Origin of the sequence: Mesorhizobium sp. M7A.F.Ca.US.014.04.1.1, from assembly GCF_003998745.1 — a bacterium.
GTDB classification, from domain to species: domain Bacteria; phylum Pseudomonadota; class Alphaproteobacteria; order Rhizobiales; family Rhizobiaceae; genus Mesorhizobium; species Mesorhizobium ciceri.
Window position 1 is genome coordinate 1 of sequence record NZ_RZRW01000042.1, and the last position, 18,623, is coordinate 18,623.

An 18,623-nucleotide genomic window follows, 5' to 3' on the forward strand; every position below is an offset into this window, starting at 1 on the left:
TGATGCCCATCTTCTTGTGGTCATAGCCGGCCGAGCCGCCGCTGGCGAAGGCGTCGTCGAGCCAGAAGCCGTGCTTCTCCGAGATCGCGTTAGCGGTATCGGAGAAGGTCGCCGTGCCCTTGTCGGCGGCAACGACGAAATACGGATCGTCCGGGTCGCGTCTGATAACGCCGGCCGGCGGGATGACGCCGTCGAGGCCGATATTGTCGGTGATCGACAGCAGGCTGGAGACGAAGTTCTTGTAGGCCGAAGTACCGGCCTCGAAGATCGCGTCGCGGCCAGCGCTCATCGGCAGCTTCTTCGGATAGAAGCCGCCCTTGGCGCCCACCGGCACGATGACGGCATTCTTGACCTGCTGTGCCTTGACCAGGCCGAGCACCTCGGTGCGGTAGTCCTGGGCGCGGTCGGACCAGCGCAGGCCGCCGCGCGCCACCGGACCGAAGCGCAGATGCAGACCTTCGACCTCGGAGCCGTAGACGAAGATCTCCCGCCACGGCCGCGGCGCCGGCAAGCCCTCGACCGCGTGCGAGTCCAGCTTGATCGCCAGCGACTGGCCCTTTTCTTTCGTATCGGCAACGAAATGATTGGTGCGCAGCGTGGCTTCGATCAGATTGAGGTAGCGCCGGATGATGGTGTCGTCGTCGATGTTCGGCACATCCTCCAGCGCATCCTTGATCTTGGCCTTGAGATGCTTTGCGGCCACCACGCCTTCGGTCTCGGCTGTCGGGCCAAGCCGGGCGATGAACAGCGCATGCAGGCCACGCGCTATGTCGGGATAGCGGTTGAGCGCGGCGGCGATGAAATCCTGGCTTTGCGGAATGCCGACCTGCTGCAGATAACGGCCATAGGCGCGCAGGATGGTGATCTCGCCAGACCACAGGCCGGCGGTCTGGGCGAGGCCGTTATAGCCGTCATTGTCGACGTCGCCGCGCCAGACGGAGAGGAACGCATCTTCGAACAGCGCGCCGCCATCGGTCAGGTCGATCGGCTGGCCGTAGCTGTTCTCAAGCTCCATGTCATGAATAAAGACTAAGCCGGGCCGATCACTATTGATCGTGCCGACCTGGTCGTCGCCGACCTCGAAAGTGCGCTCGCTGATGACGCGGAAGCCGATGTTTTCCAGCACCGGCACGCGGCGCGACAGCGCCACCGGGCTGCCGTGGTGATAGATCTTCAGCGATGCCTGGTGCGGCTTCTGCTCGGCATGGCGATAATAGTCGATGGCGATCGGATTGCCGGCGCTGATCTTGGCAATGCGCCCGGCATCGGCCAGCGCCACCGCCGCGCTGAACGAATCGCGGTAGCTTTCCGGCAGCCGCGCGGCAATCGCCTTCAAAGCCTGGTCGCCGCCACTGGCCTCGGCCGCATCGGAAAGGGCGTCCTCCCAGGTACGCACGATGTCGCGGATCGCCGCCTCTATCGTCGCTTGCTCGACCTTCGGCGTCTTGCCGCCGGAGCGGCCGATGATGAAGTGCACGCGCGCCAGCCCGCCCTCGGGAAAGGCCGGGTAGTAGGCCGACAGCCGGCCTTCGAATACGGTTTTCAGATAGGAGCCAATCTTCTCGCGCACGACGCTGTCGTAACGGTCGCGCGGCACGAAGACGAGGATTGAGACGAAACGGTCGAACTGGTCGGCGCGCACCAGCGCCCGCACGCGTGGCCGCTCGACCAGGCCCAGAATGGCGGCGGCATGTTTGCGCAGGATCGGCACCGGCACCTGGAACAGCTCGTCGCGCGGATAGCTTTCCAGCACGTTGATCAGCGCCTTGCCGGAATGATCGTGCCGGTCGAAGCCGGACTTGGCGATGATGGTTTCGGCCTTGGACCTGAGATACGGGATCTTCATCACCGAGCGCGTGTAGGCGGTCGAGGTGAACAGGCCGACGATGCGCAATTCGCCCGCGAGCGTACCCTTGGCGGTGTAGGTCTTGATGCCGATGTAATCGAGATAGATGCGGCGGTGCACGGACGACTTGGCATTGGCCTTGGTGACGATCAGCGGCTCCGGCCCATGCAGGAAGGCGCGGATCTCCGGCGTCGTCGTTACCGCTTCGGTGCCGCGCCTGAGCACCAGCACGTCGGGATCGGACAGGATGCCGAGGCCAGGCTTTTCAGCGCGCTCCAGCGTGCCGCTTTCCTCGCCGCCGGTGTATTTGAACTCGCGCATGCCAAGGAAGGTGAAATTGTCGTCGCGCAGCCACTCCAGGAAGGCGAGAGCCTCGGCAACGCTCTTCTTGTCGAGCGGCACGGCCGTATAGCGGAATTCCGAGATCGCCTGATCGAGGCGGGCCAGCATTGGCCTCCAGTCGTGAACGGCGGCATGAACCTGGCCAAGGATCTTGCGCAGCCGCTCGCTCAATCCGCTCGCCTGCTCGGATGTCAGCCGCGGGATGTGGACATGGATGACGCTCAGCCGGTCGTGGCTGCCATCGTCCTTGGCGAAATTGCCGTCGCCGAGGATTTCTTCCACGCCGCCCTTGCCGTGGCGCACGACGATAACCGGATGGGTGACCAGGGTCGGTTCGCCCGATGTCTCGGTGATCTCGCCGAGGATGGAATCGAACAGGAACGGCATGTTGTCGTTGACGACCGTGACAACCGTCATCGGGCGGCCGTCTCGCACAACGCCCGAATCGGCATCGACGGCGACGACGCACTCGCCTTTCCTGTGAGTGGCGACTGCCTGGCCGGCGAGATCGGCAGCCCGCTCCAGGTCGGCCACATCGTAGGGAGCAATGTCTTCAGCTGGCGCGCGGGCGAGCAGATAGTCTGCAAGCCTGGCTGGCCTTTCCTCCGCTTTAAGCGCTGCCGTGGCTTTTTTCTTCGGCTTGCTCGCGGATTTCACGCTGGCCATGACGCACGTCCCTCCCGTCGAATGCTTTTACGACTATGGTAGCAGATGACCGCTGTTTGGCGACAAAGGTTTGACGGCTTGCCAAGAATTATCGGAATTTGGCGACAAGATGCCGCGCAACGAGGAGAAATGACCCATGACCGGCAAAATCAGCGCGCTTGATCTTGGCCAGGGAGAGCTGAGCGAGGCGACAAAAACCTATTTCGCCAAATGCGAGGAGAAGCTCGGCCTCGTCCCCAACGTGCTCAGGGCCTATGCCTTCGACGACAAGAAGCTGCGCGCCTTCACCGACATGTACAACGATTTGATGCTGGGTGAGTCCGGCCTGTCGAAGCTGGAGCGCGAAATGATCGCGGTCGCCGTCTCCTCGATCAATCATTGCTACTATTGCCTGACCGCGCACGGCGCGGCGGTGCGCCAGCTCTCCGGCGATCCGGCGCTCGGCGAAATGATGGTGATGAATTTCCGCGCCGCCGATCTTTCGCCCAGGCAGACGGCAATGCTCGAATTCGCCGTCAAGCTGACGCAAGAGCCGGCCAAGATCGTCGAGGCCGACCGGGGCGCGCTGCGTCAGGCCGGCTTCACCGATCGCGACATCTGGGACATCGCCTCGACCGCTGCCTTCTTCAACATGTCGAACCGCGTGGCCGCGGCAATCGATATGCGGCCGAACGACGAATACCACGCCATGGCAAGGTGACGGATTGCGGCAGGATCCAGACCGGGGCGTTATATTAGCAGTGTCGCATTCTCGTTGCTTGTTTGCCGGTTTGGTCCGATGATCGGCAGGCGGCATGACCGCATGCCGGTTCGATGCCGCTCACCAAGGGAGGAGAACATGGCGAAGTATCTCTACGTCTATCATGGCTCGGGCAAGATGCCGACCGACGAGGCCGAGCGGAAGGCCGCAATGGACGCCTGGAACGGCTGGTACGGCAAGCTCGGCTCGGCTGTGGTCGACGGCGGCAATCCGGTCGGCATGTCGAAGATGGTGCTGCCCGGCGGCAAGGTCGAGAACAATGGCGGCAGCAATCCGGCCGCCGGCTACACGATCGTCGAAGCGAAAGACATCGACGATGCCGTCGCCAAGGCCAAGGACTGCCCGATCCTGATGAACCCGGCCTTCAGCGTCGAGATCGCGCCGATCATTGAAGTGATGTGACGCGCCGGCTCAGGACCGCGTCGCTATGGCGGCCGCCGCACCGGCCATCGTCGTGGCGCTGATGCGATTGGCGATCTTCATGGCGCGCTTGCTCTTCAAAAGCTTGCGCGCCTGTGATGCGGCGAGCACCCAGGCGAGATCGATGGCGACCAGCACCACGGCCATGGTCGCCGTCAGCTCGACCCAGCCGACGATGCTGACCGAAGCGAGGTCGATGATGGTCGGCAGCAGCGCCAGGTAGAACATCATGATCTTGGGATTGCCGAGCGTCACCGCCATGCCGGCGAAGAACAGTTTTATCGCCGAATCCTCGCGCGGCATCTCGCCCTCTTTTGCATCGACAGGCGCGGTCCACATCTTCCAGGCGAGGTAAGCGAGATAGGCAACGCCGACCCATTTCACCACGACGAAGGCGAAATGGAAGGTCTGCGCCACGACAGCCAGCCCGAACACCGCCAGCGATAGCCAGATGCCCTCGCCGATCCACATGGCGAGCAGGAACGGGAACACGTCGCGAAACCCTTTCGAGATGACGCGGGCGACAAGCGCCGCGATCGATGGCCCAGGCGAGCCCGCGGCAACGAACAGAGCGGCGGCGAAAATCAGGAGCGAGGTGGGGTGCATAACCGGGTCTCTGGTTGAAAACCTTCGATTTCGGATATTAACGCAAGTGGCTCGGCTGCGGTAGCACCGACAAAAGACCCTTGTCGGTCCGGCATGTCGCGGCTAGAAAGGCCATCGCGAAACAATTTTGAGCTTCACTTTGCCTACGTAACCGCCGGTCTCGCCAACTCCCCCGACACACTGCATGACACCGCATTTGCGGTATCTGTTTTCATGTTCATGTGTTCTTCTGGGCGGCGGTTCGAGACCGGTTTGGCACTGCTGAACCGTTGTTGCGCGCTGCCGCCCGTGACATCCGATTTCCAATCATAGCAAGCGACCGCCACGCCGCGCCCGCATGGGCATCTCGACATCGCCGGCCTGATGAACTTCCCGACGGGAAGGGCTTATCGGCATGTCTGGACTTCTGCGTATCCACTGGGCAATCGCACCCCAGACCGCACCTCGACCGCTCATCAATTGCAACCGCTGCGGCACCGTGAGGGCCTATTGCAGCAGCGGAAAGTTCCGCGTCAACGCCAATGGCAAACGCATCGACGTGTGGCTGATCTATCGCTGCATCGACTGCGACAATTCCTGGAATTTCGGCATTTTCGAACGCTGCAACCGCCGCGACATCGACCCGGCGCTGCTGGCGGCGCTCGAAAGCAACGATCCTGCACTCGCTCACCGTCATGCCTTCGATGCGGTGGCGTTGCGCAACCGGATCGGGCGCGTCGAGGAGTTCTCCGATGTCAGCGTTCACAAGCGCAGGCTCGGCGACACCAGGGAAGCCGCGACCGTGTTGGAACTCCAGCTCGGGCTCGAAATGCCGACATCGCTGCGGCTCGACCGGCTGCTCGCAAGCGAACTCTGCATCTCGCGATCACGGCTTCAGGCGCTGGAGGAGAAGCGGCTGCTCATCGTTGACCCGGATGGAGCAAAGGCCCTGCGCAAGCCGGCCCGTGCGGGAAACACGATCCGCATCGATCTGGCCGGCGAGGCCGATCGGCAGGCCATCATCGCGGCTGCCGGTGGATGAACGAAAAAGGGGCGGAACACTGGTTGCTCCGCCCCTCTCCGCTGTTGGAAAAAATAAGAGCTTACGCCGCGCCGACCACCTTGGACGACTTCTCGAACCGCTTGCGCTCGTTCGGATCGAGATAGAGCTTGCGCAGCCGAATGGTCTTCGGCGTCACTTCGACCAGCTCGTCGTCCTGGATCCAGGCCAGCGCGCGTTCCAGCGTCATGCGGATCGGCGGGGTCAGCTTGACCGCCTCGTCCTTGCCGGCGGCACGGATGTTGGTCAGCTTCTTGCCCTTGAGCACGTTCACTTCAAGGTCATTGTCGCGGCTATGGATACCGATGATCATGCCCTGATACACCTTGACGCCCGGATCGATGACCATCGGGCCGCGATCTTCCAGGTTCCACATGGCGTAGGCGACCGATTCGCCCTGTTCGTTGGAAATCAGCACGCCATTGGTGCGGCCTGGCAGCTCGCCCTTGTAGGGCTCATAGGCATGGAAAAGCCGGTTCATCACGGCGGTGCCGCGCGTGTCGGTCAAAAGCTCCGACTGGTAGCCGATCAGGCCACGGGTCGGCGCATGGAAGACAATGCGCTGACGATTGCCGCCGGATGGGCGCAGTTCGACCATCTCGGCCTTGCGCTCGGACATCTTCTGCACGACGACGCCGGCATGCTCCTCGTCGACGTCGATGACGACTTCTTCGACCGGCTCCAGCAATTCGCCATTCTCGCCCTTCTGCATGACGACGCGCGGACGCGACACGGCGATTTCAAAGCCTTCGCGCCGCATCGTCTCGATCAGCACGGCCAGCTGCAATTCGCCGCGGCCGGAGACGAAGAACGAATCCTTGTCAGGCGATTCCTCGATCTTCAGCGCGACATTGCCTTCGGCTTCGCGCAGCAGGCGGTCGCGGATGACGCGGCTGGTCACCTTGTCGCCTTCGGTGCCGGCCAGCGGACTGTCGTTGACCAGGAACGACATGGTCACGGTCGGCGGATCGATCGGCTGCGCATGCAGCGGTTCGCTCACGCTCGGGTCGCAGAACGTGTCGGCGACGGTGCCCTTCGACAAGCCGGCAATGGCGACGATGTCGCCCGCCTGCGCTTCTTCGATCGGCTGGCGCTCAAGGCCGCGGAAGGCCAGGATCTTGGAAATACGGCCGGTTTCGATCTGAGTACCGTCATGGTGCAGCACCTTGACCGGCTGGTTGGCCTTCAGCGTGCCGCTCTCGATGCGGCCGGTGATGATGCGGCCGAGAAACGGATTGGCTTCCAGGATGGTGCCGATCATGCGGAACGGACCGGGATGAACGGTCGGCTCCGGCACATGCTTGATGACGAGGTCGAACAGGGGCGCCAACTGCTGGTCCTTCGGTCCTTCCGGATTTTCCGAAACCCAGCCATCGCGGCCTGAGCCGTACAGAATCGGGAAGTCGAGCTGCTCGTCGGTGGCGTCGAGCGCTGCGAAGAGGTCGAACACCTCGTTGACCACCTCGACATGACGGGCGTCCGGGCGATCGATCTTGTTGATGACGACGATCGGCTTCAGGCCGACCTTGAGCGCCTTGCCGACGACGAATTTGGTCTGCGGCATCGGCCCTTCGGCGGCATCGACCAGCACGATGGCTGAGTCCACCATCGACAGGATGCGTTCGACCTCGCCACCGAAATCGGCGTGGCCGGGGGTGTCGACGATGTTGATGCGGGTATCCTTCCAGTCGACCGAGGTCGCTTTGGCCAGGATGGTGATGCCGCGCTCCTTTTCGAGGTCGTTGGAATCCATGGCGCGCTCGGCCACGCGCTGATTGTCTCGGAAGGAGCCGGACTGCTTCAAAAGCTGGTCGACCAGGGTGGTCTTTCCATGGTCGACGTGCGCGATGATCGCGATATTACGGATTTTCATGTTCTGGTCTCGGAAGCGTTGCAGGCAGCAGGCCAAAAGGCGCTGCCTCTTTCGGTTGCGCGGCTCATACAGGGTTTTTCGCAGTTGCGAAAGAGGAGGCGCGTCACCAAATACTCATCAAATCTTAAGCATCTGCGTGTGAGATGATTTTGTTAACCAAGGCGGGAACCCCTCGGGGCCCGGGCAGTTCGAACGTCATGACCGATAAACTCAACCGATTCTGGCCGCTCATCGCCTCTGTTGCCTTCGCCGTCCTGCTGGCGGCCAACGCCGCGCAGTCGGCCGCGACGACGAAGGAATCACGGCCTGCCTTGCCGTCAGAGGCACAGTCGGCCGAGCAGATTTTCGCCGACGCGCCCGACGGCGTCGACCCGGTGGTGACCGGCCCGGTCAGCGCCGCCTTCAAGCAGCGGCAGGACGCCGCCAACTGCGACAGCGCCGTCTGGCCGAATATCCCCATGGTCTGCTACCCGGACTAAGGCATCGCGCGCCCTAGACGCGCGCGACACCTTTCCATCAGCGCGCGCTTATGCCGACCGCACCGGGTCGAGCGTCACCTTGTAGAGTTCATTGTCGTCGCGATCCATCAGCCGCACCGTCATCTGCTCGCTGGCGCCTGAAATATCGACCAGCCCGAAGAATTGCAGACCTGCCGAGGGCGGCAGGTTCTGTCCCTGTTCGGCGGTCGGCGCCTTGATGAACTTCAGCTCCGGACCGAACGTCATGTCGAAATCGTTCGGCCCGAACGTTCCGGCATGGATCGGACCCGAAACGAATTCCCAGAACGGATTGAAATCCTGGAACTGCGCCTTGTCCGGGTTGTAATAATGCGCGGCCGTGTAATGCACGTCGGCGGTGAGCCAGACGGTGTTGCTGATGCCGGCATTCTTGATGAAGCGCAGCAGGTCGGCGATCTCGAGCTCACGCCCTTTTGGCAAGCCATTGTCGCCATTGCTGACTGCTTCGGCACCAACCTTCTTGGTGCCGTCGTCCCAGACGACGAGGCCGAGCGGCATGTCGGCGGCGATGATTTTCCAGGTCGCCTTCGAATTCGCCAGTTCGCGCTTCAGCCATTTCGTCTGCTGTTCGCCGAGCATGCGCGATTGCGGCGTCATCTCATCCTGCATGTCGGGACCATTGGGGCCGCGATAGGAGCGCATGTCGAGGAAGAACACGTCGAGCAGCGGCCCGTAGGCGATCTTGCGATAGACGCGGCCGGGCTCGGAAGGTTCGTAGCGGATCGTCGTCATCTCGTGGAAAGCCCGCGCCGCACGGGCCGCCAGCACGTGGATGGATTTTTCCGAATAGCGGCTGTCGGCGCTGAGATCCTTCGAATCCGACCAGTTGTTCAGGACTTCATGGTCGTCCCACTGGTAGAAAGTCGGGCAGATGGCGCTGAGGCCGAGCACGTTCCTGTCCATCATGTTGTACTTCCACTGGTCCCGGTATTCGTCCAGCGTCTCGGCAACCTTGCGTTTGCCGTCGATCAGCACGACGTTCTTCCACTTGCCGCCGCCGGGCAGGTCGACCTCGTCCTTCATGGCGCCGTCGGCATAGATGGTGTCGCCCGAATGCAGGAAGAAGTCGGGCGTGTGCTTGCCGATCGTGGCGTAGGTCTTCATGCCGGTCTCATCGATGCCCCAGCCCTGGCCGGCGGTGTCGCCCGACCAGGCAAAGCGGATGTCGCGCTTCGAGGCCGGCGCCGTCCTGAAGCGCCCGATGATCGGCTCGGAAACGGCGTTGATGTCGGCGAGATCGGCTGCCGTCATGCGATAGAAGATATCCTGGTCCGAAGCGAGGTCGGTGAGCAGCCGCTTGACGGTGTAGTCGCTGGCCGGCGACGTATCGAGCGGCGCCAGGCGTGTCGCAGTGGCGAAGTTCTCCGTCGACGACACTTCGAACATGACGCGCGACGGGCGATCGGTGCGCGTCCACACCATGCCGCTGGTTGCGTCGACATCGCCGGACTGGACGCCATGGGTGAAGGCCGGCCGCTGACTGGCGCGCGAATAGTAGGGCAGCACCAGGCTCGAGACGCCGGCCAGGCCAACGGCGCTGGCGGAGGTGACGAAAGCGCGGCGAGTCATCGAAAGCTTGTTCACGGCTGTCTCCTGGATGGCTTGAACGGTGCCACCAAAATCCAGCGTCAATGTTTCAGGGACATCTCGGGATCATGAAGTTTTTCTGACGATCAACAGGCGGGTGGGCGTTTGCGCGGACGGCGAAGCTGCCGATCTTCCTCCGTGTGGGGGAGATGGCAGCTTGGCCGGTAGCGTCTCTCCCTACGCCGCCTGCGGCTCCGGCTCGAATGCCGGCTTGCTGGTGTTGATCAGCAGCGAGATACAGGCAGCGGCTATTGCCGTCATGCCGGCGATCAGGAAGGCCAGTTCGTAATTGCCCTGCAACTCGCGCATGGTGCCACCGAAGGCGGCGGCGGTCGCCGCACCGATCTGGTGGCCGGCGACGATCCAGCCGAACACGATCGGCCCACTGCGATCGCCGAACGCCTCATTGGCGAGCCTCAGAGTCGGCGGCACGGTGGCGATCCAGTCGAGACCGTAGAGCACGGCGAAGATGATCAGGCTGGTCGCTGAGAAGCCGGAATAGGGCAGGTAGATCAGCGACAGGCCGCGGATGCCGTAATAGACGCCGAGCAGCTTGCGCGGGTCGAAACGGTCGGTGAGCCAGCCCGACAATGTCGTGCCGATCAGATCGAAAATGCCCATCATCGACAGCAGGCCGGCGGCCTGCACCTCGCCGATGCCCATGTCGCCGCAAAACGCGATCAGATGCGTGCCGACCAGCCCGTTGGTGGTGAAGCCGCAGACGAAGAAGGTGGCGAACAGATACCAGAACACCCGCGTGCCGGCGGCACGGCGCAGCGTCGAGAACGTATGCGCCAGAAAGTTGCCCTGTGACGCAGGCGGCGTCGGCGGCACATCGTCAGCCTCGGCGCCATAGCGCACCATGCCGATCGATGCCGGCCGCTCCGGCACCAGCAGCCAGACCAGCGGTATCAGGGCAGCGGTCGCGATCGCGACCGCAATGACAACCGGCTGCCAGCCGCCCGACTGTGCCAGAGCGGCGATCAGCGGCAGGAACACCAGCATGCCCGAGGCACTGGAGGCCGACATCAATCCCATGACAAGGCCGCGATTGGTCTTGAACCAGCGATTGACGATGGTCGCGCCGAGCACGCTGGCGACGGCACCGGAACCAATGCCCGAGAACACGCCCCAGGTGATGAACAGATGCCACGGCTTGGTCATCAGCAGGCTGAGCATGGTCGAGCCCGACATCACCACCAGCGAGGCGAGCAGCGTGCGGCGCAGCCCGATGCGCTCCATCAGGGCTGCGGCAAATGGCCCCGTCAAACCGTAAAGCAGAATGCCGACACCGGCGGCCAGGGAGATGACGTCGCGGCGCCAGCCGAAACTGTTCTCGAGTGGCAGCATCATGACCGAGGGTGCGGAGCGCAGGCCAGCCGCGACCAGCAGGCTGAGGAAGATGACGCCGACCACGACGAAAGCGTAGCGCTGGCCAAAGGGGCGAGATTGAGTTATCATGTTACTGACCGGTACGTTGCAGGGTGGGAACATGTATACGTACCGATCGGTAACATTGTCAATCGAGTCACACGATGCCAACCGACAAAAATATTGAACTGACCATCAGCGACGGTCATGCATCCGCTCCGCCGAAAGCCGCCAAGAAGATCCTCGATGTGGCCTATGACCTGTTCTACCGGCGCGGCATCAGGGCGATCGGCGTCGACGAGATCGTCAAGCGTGCCGGCGTCACCAAGCCCAGCCTCTACCGCAGCTTTCCGTCCAAGGACGAACTGGCCGCTTCCTATCTCAGGCAATATGACCGTGAATACTGGGAGCGCTTCGACGAGGCGGTCGCCGCTCATCCCGGCGACCCGCGCGCTCAGATCAAGGCTTTCCTGACCCGCATCGGCAAGCGCACGCAGGTGGCGGACTATCGCGGCTGCGGCATGACCAATGCGGCGGTCGAATATCCCGACCACAGCCACCCGGCTCGCGTGGTCAGCGAGGCCAACAAGCAGGAACTGCGCCGCCGCCTGCGCGCCATGGCGGCTGCGATGGGCGCGCAAGACCCAGACACGCTCGGCGACGGCCTGCTGCTGCTGATCGAGGGCGCCTATATCAGCGGCCAGTTGTTCGGCCTCGGCGGTCCGGCGCAAGCGGTTGCCCGCAATGCCGACCTGCTGATCGAAGCCAGCTTGAAGAAATAGCGTTTGGCGCTACGCTGCGGCGGCTTGCAACGGAGATTGACCGCCATGCGTGCCATTCTGATCCCGCTTGTCCTGGTCGGTCTCGGTCAGGCGGCGCAAGCCGACGGCATTTCCAGCGCCTACACCGATCTGGATTCGAAAACGGACTGCGTGACCTACGCGCAGGCAGAAGAAGGCGACGGCGACTGGGCCGAACTCGCCTGTTCAGGCTATCGCGGCTATCCCGTACTGATCGCCTATGACGACGCCCGTGAATCGCTGTTCTACGGTTTTCCGCCCGGCGGCGACATGACGACGGTCTGGGAAAGCTTTTCCGGCCTCAATTCGTCCGGAGCCAAAGTCGAATGGCGCATCGAAACCAAGGGCGACACGGCAGTGCCCTATGCCGTCATCCATCGCCGCTCGATCAGCAATCCCGAGGACGAGAAAAAGCCGACCGAGGTGCTGCTCGTCGCCAAGGTCGGCCAGATGGACGCCCGCGACGGCTGCACCGTCGGCCTGGTGCTGGCCACCGGCAATCCCGTCGCCAACGACCAGGCGCGCAAGCTTGCCGACGACAAGGCACGCACCTTCGCCTGCGGCAAGGACAGACACACCGTCATCGGCAAAGTGCCGGCCTTCGGCCGGGTCGACAACTGACCGGTCGGGCTACTTGCTCGCCTTGGCCCGCTCGATCGCGTCGACGATCATCTTCTTGGCGTATTTGGAATCGTGCCAGCCTTCGATCTTGACCCATTTGCCGGGCTCGAGATCCTTGTAGTGCTCGAAGAAGTGCTGCACCTGCTGGCGCGTAATGTCGGGCAGCTGAGTGTATTCGGTGACGTTCTCGTAACGCAGCGTCAGTTTTGGCGACGGCACGGCGATGATCTTCTCATCCTGGCCGGCATTGTCTTCCATGATCAGCACGCCGATCGGCCGCACGTTGATGACGCAGCCCGGCACCAGCGCGCGCGTGTTGCAGACCAGCACGTCGATCGGATCGCCGTCGCCCGACAGCGTGTGCGGCACGAAGCCGTAATTGCCGGGGTAGCGCATCGAGGTGTGCAGGAAGCGGTCGACGAACAGCGTGCCGGCCTCCTTGTCCATCTCGTACTTGATCGGCTCGCCGCCGATCGGCACCTCGATGATGACGTTGACGTCCTCAGGCGGATTCTTTCCGCTGGCTATGGCTTCAATGCGCATGGCTTAAATCCCTCTCTCGATGGACGATCGATAGCGGGCGGCGCGTCATGGTGCAATGCGGCGAATGGTGCTGGGTGCGAATGGAACGCCCAATTGCCGAAAGGCCGGGTTGTCATTCCCAGACGAAAGCGACCTTCTTCAGCGCCTTTTGCTCGAAGATCTCGACGCCCTCGGCGACATCGCGGCCACCGGCGCCGGCATAGAAGGCAAGCGCGTTCTGGTTGTCCTCCAGCGCCCACACGACCATGCCTTTCAGCCCGTGATCGGCCAGCCGCGCCTTGGCCGCCGAAAACAGGCGGCTGCCGAGCCCGATGCCCTGATATTCCGGGCGCAGGTACAATTCGTAGATTTCGCCCTGCTGGCGCAGTTCACGGGCGCGGTTCTTGCCGATCGTCGCATAGCCGGCGATCTTGCCGCCGATTTCGACGACCAGAACGGTGGCGGCGCGGCGAATCGCATTCGCCCACCAGTCGGCGCCACGGCGGTTGATCATCGATGTCAGGGTCCGGTGCGGAATGATGCCGGAATAGGCGCCGCGCCAGGCCTCCAGATGCACCTCGGCGATGGCACTGGCATCGCGCGGGTCGGCTTTCCGGATGTCGATCGTCAGCGTATTCATGATTTGTTAACCATAAACCCGCATCGCCCGATTGCAAGGGTCCGGGCCGCCAGCCGGCTGCTTTCTCACAGGCGATCACCGCCCTGGTGAGGGGCCTTCAAGACTTCTGTGGAAAGGCTCAAATCTCGACGAGATGGTCGTCGAGCTCGTTGCTGTCGCCCGCAGTGACCGGGAAATGCTCGGCCAGCACCGCACCCACCAACTCGATCGCCTTGACGAAGCCGTCGGCAAGCCGGTCGTCGCCGGCATGCGCGGTAAGGTCGCGCACGACGCCGTCCCAGACATGCTGGCCGACCTTGGCGTCGATACCCGAATCGGCAACCACCTCGGCATAGCGCTCGGCGATCGAGACGAAGACCAGCACGCCGGTGCGCGCCGTGGTGCGGTGGACGTTGCGGGCGAGGAACTGCTTGATCGCGTTGGCGTGCGCCGCCTGGTAGCGCAGCCGCCTCGGCACCAGGTGGATGCGCATACCAGGCAGCGCCCACAACAAGGCCAGCACGCAGGCAAGCGCCAGGAGCTGGGCGAGGACGAAATGCGGCAGCCGGATCGACAGCCACCAGGCCTCCAGACCGTAGCCGACCGCCAGGCTGACGAACAGCATGCACACGGTCGCCATGAAGGCGGCCGGGAAGAAATAGCCGTCGCTGGCATGCGCCACGACACAGTAGATTTCGCCGTCGGTTTTCTCCTCGGCGGCGTGGATCGCGGTTGCGATGCGCTCATGATCCTGCGGGCTGATTGGTCGTGTTGCCATGATCTGTCTCACCAGCTTCCTGAAGAACCGCCACCACCCGACGAGCCGCCGCCACCGGAAAATCCGCCACCGCCGCTTGACCCCGAAGACCAGCCGCTGCCCGACGACGAACCGGTTGTCCAGCCAGTGCCCGAGTACCCGCTCGGCCCGCGGCCATAACGAAACGTCATGCCCAGCCATTTGTACACGCCCGGCGACAGTTTCGTGCCGAACATCGGCGGCAGGAACGCCATCGCCATCCCGCCGAAGAACATCGTCGCCCACAGGATCAGGAACACGGCAAAGATCGGATCGATGGACGTGCCGTCATCGGCGGGATTGCGCTTGCCCCGCGCTTCCAGTTCTTCGGGATTGCCTTCCAGCACCATGACCATGTCGTCGACGGCCTTGCTGATACCGCCCGAGAAGTCCCCGGCGCGGAAGGCCGGCACCATGTCATTCTCGATGATCAGCTTGGTGTGCAGGTCGGTCAGCGTGCCTTCCAGCCCATAGCCGACCTCGATGCGCATCTTGCGGTCGTTCGGGGCCACCAGCAGCAGGACGCCATTGTTTTCCTTCGCCTGGCCGAGCTTCCAGAAGCGGAACAGCCGGTTGGCGTAAGGCTCGATCTCCTCGCCATCGAGGCTGGGAATCGTCGCGACGACGATCTGGTCGGAGCCTTTTGTCTCGAAATCGGCGAGTTTTTGGGTCAGCGCCGCCTTGGTCGCGGCGTCGATGATGCCGGCATTGTCGACGACACGGCCGGTCAGCGCCGGGAGATCGGCCGCGAGGGCGGTGAAGGGGAGGAAGAGGAGGCTTAGAAGAGCGAAAAGGAACCCTAGGCTTGCGTTCCGGAGCGCCCCCCTCTGCCCTGCCGGGCATCTCCCCCTCAAGTGGGGAGATTGGCCGCCATCTCCACTTTCACCAATTTTCAACGTCGCAAGATGGGCGTCAGCGCCGAAGCTGCCAATCTCCCCCCTTGAGGGGGAGATGTCCGGTAGGACAGAGGGGGGTGTTTGCACGCCAGCAGCCCGTCATTTCGCGGGATTTATTCCGATGACAGTGGACGTTCACCCGCCCTGCTTCGTGCCGAAATCGACCTTCGGCGGCTGCATCTTGTCTTCGGCGACGGTGAAATTGGCGAAGGGCTCGTTGCCGCGGAACCAGAAGGTCGCCCACAGCACCGAGGGGAACGTCCTCAGCGTCAGATTGTAGTCCCTGACCGCCTGGATGTAATCGCGCCGCGACACCGCGATGCGGTTCTCGGTGCCTTCGAGCTGCGCCTGCAGCGCCAGGAAGTTCTGATTGGCCTTGAGGTCGGGATAGGCCTCCGAGACCGCGATCAGCCGCGACAGCGCGCTGGTCAGCCCCGCCTGGGCATCCTGAAACTTCTTGAGGGCTTCGGGATCCTTCAGCGTTTCCGGTGTTACCGTGATCTGCGTTGCCTTGGCGCGCGCCTCGACCACCGCGTCGAGCGTATCCTTTTCATGCGAGGCATAGCCCTTGACCGTCTCGACCAGGTTGGGGATGAGGTCGGCGCGGCGCTGATACTGGTTCAGCACCTCGCTCCATGCCGCCCTGGCATTTTCTTCCGCCGTCGGGATGGTGTTATAGCCGCAGCCTGCAAGCAGCGGCAACACGATCGCCATCATCAGGAAGGCGGGCAGCGTGCGGAACGTGGACGGCAAGGCAAGGCGCTGGGCAAACATGATGGGGGTCCCTCGGTAGAAGTTGCACGCGAAGCATTACCACAATCAGCGCGCAAGAAAACCGCCCGCGCCGGCAGCCCCTCGCCTGGCACGCCCGGTGCCGCTGCAAGGCTCTGTGATTGGCCGTGCGAACGCGATAAGGTCCGGCAAAACGGGACATCATCATGGCGGAACGCCAGGACAGCGACAAGGAATCGCGCCGTATCCTCGAGCGCATTGCGCGCGAGACGGATCCGGCCGGCAACTCGTTTGTAGCGCGGGCAGCGAAAGGCATGCACGATCACGTCATCGCGGCCGATGCCGATCGTGCCGATCCGATCGAAGTCTGGGGCACCCGCTTTGGCCGCACGCTGGGCCTGCTGCTGGCGCTGGGCCTGATGGTCTGGCTCGTGCTTTACGTCATCCGGGGCAGTTAGGAATCAAACGACAATGAGCGCCGAACAAACCGACGCGCCGCGTGCGGTCATCGTCATTTCCAGCCATGTCGCGCGTGGCTCGGTCGGCAACCGTGCTGCCGTCTTTGCGCTGGAGACCCTGGGTTTCCCGGTCTGGGCGGTGCCGACCGTCATCTTGCCCTGGCATCCCGGCCATGGGCGCGCGACGCGCATCGTGCCGCCGCTCGACGAGTTCAAGGCTCTGATGGCCGATCTCGAGCGGGCGCCATGGCTGGGTGAGGTCGGCGCCGTGCTGTCCGGCTATCTCGGCGAGGCGGGCCAGGCCGAGGCCGTCGCCTCGCTGGTCGCCGCGGTCAAGGCAAGGACGCCCGGCGCCGTCTATATCTGCGATCCGGTGATGGGTGATTCGGGCGGCCTCTATGTGCCCGAACCGACCGCCATCGCCATGCGCGACCGGCTGATGCCGATCGCCGACATAGCCACCCCTAACCGCTACGAACTGGAATGGATGGCCGGCGCCGCGTTGCCAGACATGAAATCGGTGATCGCGGCGGCGCTGCACGCCGGACCATCGACCATGCTGGTCACCTCGGCGCCGTCGATGATGACGGGCGGCACCGGCAACCTCCTGCTCGATAACAGCCAGGCGCTGCTCGCCGAACATCGCCTGATCGACAAGCCGCCGAATGGCCTGGGCGATCTGACGGCGGCCGTTTACCTGGCACGCATCCTGTCCGGCCAGCCACCGATCAAGGCGCTGCAATCGACGACGGCGGCGGTCTACGAGATCCTGGCACGCACCGCCAAGCGCGGCGGCGACGAACTGCAGCTCGAAACCGATGCGCAGAGCCTGTCGCATCCGATGGCGATGGTCCAGCTTCGCCACCTCACACATCCAGGGCGGGGCCGCCGGGCGTGACATCGACTGAGGCCGTACTTGTCGGCGTCGATGGCTGCAAGGCCGGCTGGATCGCCGTCCGACGAACTTTTGGCATGGCACCGTCGGTCGGTGTCTTTGCAACCTTCACTGCCCTGCTCGCATCCCTTCCCGAAGACGCTGTCATCGCCGTCGACATGCCGATCGGCCTGCCCGGCTTTTCGGGCAAGGGCGGTCGCGGCCCCGAAGCGCTGGTGCGGCCGCTGCTCGGGGCACGCCAGTCCAGTGTCTTCTCGATCCCGTCCCGTGCCGCGCTCTATGCCGACACCAACGGCTTCACCACCATCGAAGCCTGGTATGCCGCGCACATCAGGGCAAGTGCGGTGGCCCTGACCACATCCGATCCGCCGCGCGGCGTCTCGATCCAGGCGTTCGGCATTTTTGCCAAGATCCGCGAGATCGACGCCCTGCTGATCGCGCGGCCCGATTTGCGCGGCCGCGTGTTCGAATCCCATCCGGAAGTCGCTTTCTGCCGCTTGAACGGCGATCAAGCCATGCAACTGCCGAAGAAGATCAAGGGCAGCATCAATCCGGCCGGCATGGCGGAACGCAAGGCGCTGCTCTGCCGGCTCGGCTATGATAAGGGCTTTCTCGACCAGCCGCCGCCCCGCGGTGCCGCCGCTGATGACTTCCTCGACGCAGCCGCGATGACGCTGATCGCCGGTCGCATCGTCGGCGGCGAGGCGCGGCCGTTTCCCGACCCGCCGGGCCGCGACAGCTTTGGCATTCCCGTCGCCATCTGGGCGTGACGCTGTTGGCCACCGTTGCGCTCGATGCATGGCATTTCTAGCCAGCCCTCATAATTCTGCATTGCTCGCGACCGGCTTTTGCCGCTAGAGCCTCTCTAGACCGCAACGAGCTGCCGCATCCAACCCGGAAAGGCTCCAGACGCCGCCCATGTCCCATCTCCCTGAACATCTTCTCGCCGGCTATCGCAATTTCATGAATGGCCGCTATCTCACAGAGAGCGGGCGCTATCGCGATCTCGCTCGCGAAGGCCAGGCGCCGGAGACGATGATCGTCGCCTGCTGCGATTCGCGTTCGGCGCCCGAGGCGATCTTCGACGCTGGGCCGGGCGAACTCTTCGTTCTGCGCAATGTCGGCAATCTGGTGCCGCCCTATGCACCCGACGGCGAGTTCCATTCGACCTCGGCGGCGCTTGAATTCGCCGTACAGAGCCTCAAGGTCAAGAACATCGTCGTCATGGGCCATGGCCGCTGCGGCGGCATCCGCGC

Annotated in this window: 20 protein-coding genes; 10 read left to right on the forward strand and 10 right to left on the reverse strand. The window is 63.5% G+C overall.

All coding sequences use genetic code 11. The annotated features are described in order from the left end of the window. On the reverse strand, nucleotides 1-2,854 hold a 2,854-nt coding region (locus tag EOA22_RS04875), incomplete at its 3' end, for an NAD-glutamate dehydrogenase domain-containing protein (RefSeq protein WP_206521265.1). A gap of 136 nt (nucleotides 2,855-2,990) precedes the next feature. Between EOA22_RS04875 and EOA22_RS04880 the strand changes: the two genes are divergently transcribed. Both EOA22_RS04880 and EOA22_RS04885 read left to right on the forward strand, forming a co-directional pair. After that, a complete protein-coding gene (locus EOA22_RS04880) occupies nucleotides 2,991-3,554 on the forward strand; it encodes a peroxidase-related enzyme (protein WP_063169467.1) in 564 nt (187 codons plus the stop codon). A 138-nt stretch (nucleotides 3,555-3,692) separates the two neighbouring features. Beyond that, nucleotides 3,693-4,016: a hypothetical protein gene (locus tag EOA22_RS04885; RefSeq protein ID WP_013529006.1), complete on the forward strand. Its 324-nt coding sequence runs from the start codon at nucleotides 3,693-3,695 to the stop codon at nucleotides 4,014-4,016. A gap of 9 nt (nucleotides 4,017-4,025) precedes the next feature. On the opposite strand, the gene EOA22_RS04890 is transcribed toward EOA22_RS04885, so the two are convergent. After that, complete coding sequence (locus tag EOA22_RS04890; RefSeq protein ID WP_024504201.1) at nucleotides 4,026-4,640, reverse strand: LysE family translocator; 615 nt, start codon at nucleotides 4,638-4,640, stop codon at nucleotides 4,026-4,028. Between the two features lie 394 nt (nucleotides 4,641-5,034). Here EOA22_RS04890 and EOA22_RS04895 point away from each other — a divergent pair, with 394 nt between their 5' ends. Further along, on the forward strand, nucleotides 5,035-5,661 hold the full coding sequence (locus EOA22_RS04895; protein ID WP_063169468.1) for a DUF1062 domain-containing protein: 627 nt from the start codon (nucleotides 5,035-5,037) through the stop codon (nucleotides 5,659-5,661). A gap of 61 nt (nucleotides 5,662-5,722) precedes the next feature. Here EOA22_RS04895 and typA read toward each other — a convergent pair whose 3' ends face one another. After that, on the reverse strand, nucleotides 5,723-7,552 hold the full coding sequence (gene typA / locus EOA22_RS04900; RefSeq protein WP_013529003.1) for a translational GTPase TypA: 1,830 nt from the start codon (nucleotides 7,550-7,552) through the stop codon (nucleotides 5,723-5,725). Between the two features lie 197 nt (nucleotides 7,553-7,749). Between typA and EOA22_RS04905 the strand changes: the two genes are divergently transcribed. Next, complete coding sequence (locus EOA22_RS04905) at nucleotides 7,750-8,031, forward strand: hypothetical protein (protein ID WP_224618852.1); 282 nt, start codon at nucleotides 7,750-7,752, stop codon at nucleotides 8,029-8,031. 48 nt (nucleotides 8,032-8,079) lie between these two features. On the opposite strand, the gene EOA22_RS04910 is transcribed toward EOA22_RS04905, so the two are convergent. Together EOA22_RS04910 and EOA22_RS04915 are read right to left on the reverse strand one after the other, a co-directional pair. Beyond that, on the reverse strand, nucleotides 8,080-9,654 hold the full coding sequence (locus EOA22_RS04910; protein WP_063170395.1) for an alkaline phosphatase: 1,575 nt from the start codon (nucleotides 9,652-9,654) through the stop codon (nucleotides 8,080-8,082). A gap of 180 nt (nucleotides 9,655-9,834) precedes the next feature. Beyond that, complete coding sequence (locus EOA22_RS04915; protein ID WP_063169470.1) at nucleotides 9,835-11,118, reverse strand: MFS transporter; 1,284 nt, start codon at nucleotides 11,116-11,118, stop codon at nucleotides 9,835-9,837. A gap of 74 nt (nucleotides 11,119-11,192) precedes the next feature. Here EOA22_RS04915 and EOA22_RS04920 point away from each other — a divergent pair, with 74 nt between their 5' ends. Next, nucleotides 11,193-11,810 carry a TetR/AcrR family transcriptional regulator gene (locus tag EOA22_RS04920; protein ID WP_013528999.1) on the forward strand — a complete coding sequence of 206 codons (618 nt, stop codon included), beginning with the start codon at nucleotides 11,193-11,195 and terminating at the stop codon, nucleotides 11,808-11,810. A gap of 45 nt (nucleotides 11,811-11,855) precedes the next feature. Beyond that, a complete protein-coding gene (locus EOA22_RS04925) occupies nucleotides 11,856-12,449 on the forward strand; it encodes a hypothetical protein (protein WP_013528998.1) in 594 nt (197 codons plus the stop codon). Between the two features lie 9 nt (nucleotides 12,450-12,458). On the opposite strand, the gene ppa is transcribed toward EOA22_RS04925, so the two are convergent. The 5 genes from ppa to EOA22_RS04955 form a co-directional block, all read right to left on the reverse strand. Then, nucleotides 12,459-12,992, reverse strand: coding sequence for an inorganic diphosphatase (ppa, locus tag EOA22_RS04930; RefSeq protein ID WP_013528997.1), 534 nt, complete (start codon nucleotides 12,990-12,992; stop codon nucleotides 12,459-12,461). Between the two features lie 112 nt (nucleotides 12,993-13,104). Next, complete coding sequence (locus tag EOA22_RS04935) at nucleotides 13,105-13,611, reverse strand: GNAT family N-acetyltransferase (RefSeq protein ID WP_013528996.1); 507 nt, start codon at nucleotides 13,609-13,611, stop codon at nucleotides 13,105-13,107. Between the two features lie 118 nt (nucleotides 13,612-13,729). After that, a complete protein-coding gene (locus tag EOA22_RS04940; protein ID WP_063169471.1) occupies nucleotides 13,730-14,368 on the reverse strand; it encodes a TPM domain-containing protein in 639 nt (212 codons plus the stop codon). A gap of 8 nt (nucleotides 14,369-14,376) precedes the next feature. Then, nucleotides 14,377-15,240 (reverse strand): YgcG family protein, encoded by an 864-nt coding sequence (locus tag EOA22_RS04945; RefSeq protein WP_127389865.1) that lies wholly within the window; start codon nucleotides 15,238-15,240, stop codon nucleotides 14,377-14,379. 177 nt (nucleotides 15,241-15,417) lie between these two features. After that, nucleotides 15,418-16,056: a LemA family protein gene (locus tag EOA22_RS04955; RefSeq protein WP_024504707.1), complete on the reverse strand. Its 639-nt coding sequence runs from the start codon at nucleotides 16,054-16,056 to the stop codon at nucleotides 15,418-15,420. A 164-nt stretch (nucleotides 16,057-16,220) separates the two neighbouring features. On the opposite strand from EOA22_RS04955, the gene EOA22_RS04960 reads away from it, so the two are divergent. From EOA22_RS04960 to EOA22_RS04975, 4 genes are all read left to right on the forward strand, one after another. Next, nucleotides 16,221-16,472, forward strand: a complete 252-nt coding sequence (locus EOA22_RS04960) for a hypothetical protein (protein ID WP_063169474.1) — start codon at nucleotides 16,221-16,223, stop codon at nucleotides 16,470-16,472. Between the two features lie 13 nt (nucleotides 16,473-16,485). Continuing rightward, nucleotides 16,486-17,370, forward strand: a complete 885-nt coding sequence (gene pdxY / locus EOA22_RS04965) for a pyridoxal kinase PdxY (RefSeq protein ID WP_063169475.1) — start codon at nucleotides 16,486-16,488, stop codon at nucleotides 17,368-17,370. Continuing rightward, nucleotides 17,367-18,137, forward strand: coding sequence for a DUF429 domain-containing protein (locus EOA22_RS04970; RefSeq protein WP_127389866.1), 771 nt, complete (start codon nucleotides 17,367-17,369; stop codon nucleotides 18,135-18,137). Before pdxY ends, EOA22_RS04970 begins: the two co-directional genes overlap by 4 nt. Nucleotides 18,138-18,285: 148 nt before the next feature. Continuing rightward, on the forward strand, nucleotides 18,286-18,623 hold a 338-nt coding region (locus tag EOA22_RS04975; RefSeq protein WP_281040751.1), incomplete at its 3' end, for a carbonic anhydrase.

Excerpts from the sequence above, each read along its gene's own strand:
- ppa (WP_013528997.1), bottom strand. The coding sequence starts at position 12,992 with ATGCGCATTGAAGCCATAGCCAGCGGAAAGAATCCGCCTGAGGACGTC.
- EOA22_RS04885 (WP_013529006.1), top strand. The coding sequence starts at position 3,693 with ATGGCGAAGTATCTCTACGTCTATCATGGCTCGGGCAAGATGCCGACC.
- EOA22_RS04895 (WP_063169468.1), top strand. The coding sequence starts at position 5,035 with ATGTCTGGACTTCTGCGTATCCACTGGGCAATCGCACCCCAGACCGCA.
- EOA22_RS04960 (WP_063169474.1), top strand. The coding sequence starts at position 16,221 with ATGGCGGAACGCCAGGACAGCGACAAGGAATCGCGCCGTATCCTCGAG.
- EOA22_RS04890 (WP_024504201.1), bottom strand. The coding sequence starts at position 4,640 with ATGCACCCCACCTCGCTCCTGATTTTCGCCGCCGCTCTGTTCGTTGCC.
- EOA22_RS04920 (WP_013528999.1), top strand. The coding sequence starts at position 11,193 with ATGCCAACCGACAAAAATATTGAACTGACCATCAGCGACGGTCATGCA.
- EOA22_RS04940 (WP_063169471.1), bottom strand. The coding sequence starts at position 14,368 with ATGGCAACACGACCAATCAGCCCGCAGGATCATGAGCGCATCGCAACC.
- EOA22_RS04880 (WP_063169467.1), top strand. The coding sequence starts at position 2,991 with ATGACCGGCAAAATCAGCGCGCTTGATCTTGGCCAGGGAGAGCTGAGC.
- EOA22_RS04915 (WP_063169470.1), bottom strand. The coding sequence starts at position 11,118 with ATGATAACTCAATCTCGCCCCTTTGGCCAGCGCTACGCTTTCGTCGTG.
- EOA22_RS04905 (WP_224618852.1), top strand. The coding sequence starts at position 7,750 with ATGACCGATAAACTCAACCGATTCTGGCCGCTCATCGCCTCTGTTGCC.
- EOA22_RS04955 (WP_024504707.1), bottom strand. The coding sequence starts at position 16,056 with ATGTTTGCCCAGCGCCTTGCCTTGCCGTCCACGTTCCGCACGCTGCCC.
- EOA22_RS04935 (WP_013528996.1), bottom strand. The coding sequence starts at position 13,611 with ATGAATACGCTGACGATCGACATCCGGAAAGCCGACCCGCGCGATGCC.
- typA (WP_013529003.1), bottom strand. The coding sequence starts at position 7,552 with ATGAAAATCCGTAATATCGCGATCATCGCGCACGTCGACCATGGAAAG.
- pdxY (WP_063169475.1), top strand. The coding sequence starts at position 16,486 with ATGAGCGCCGAACAAACCGACGCGCCGCGTGCGGTCATCGTCATTTCC.
- EOA22_RS04925 (WP_013528998.1), top strand. The coding sequence starts at position 11,856 with ATGCGTGCCATTCTGATCCCGCTTGTCCTGGTCGGTCTCGGTCAGGCG.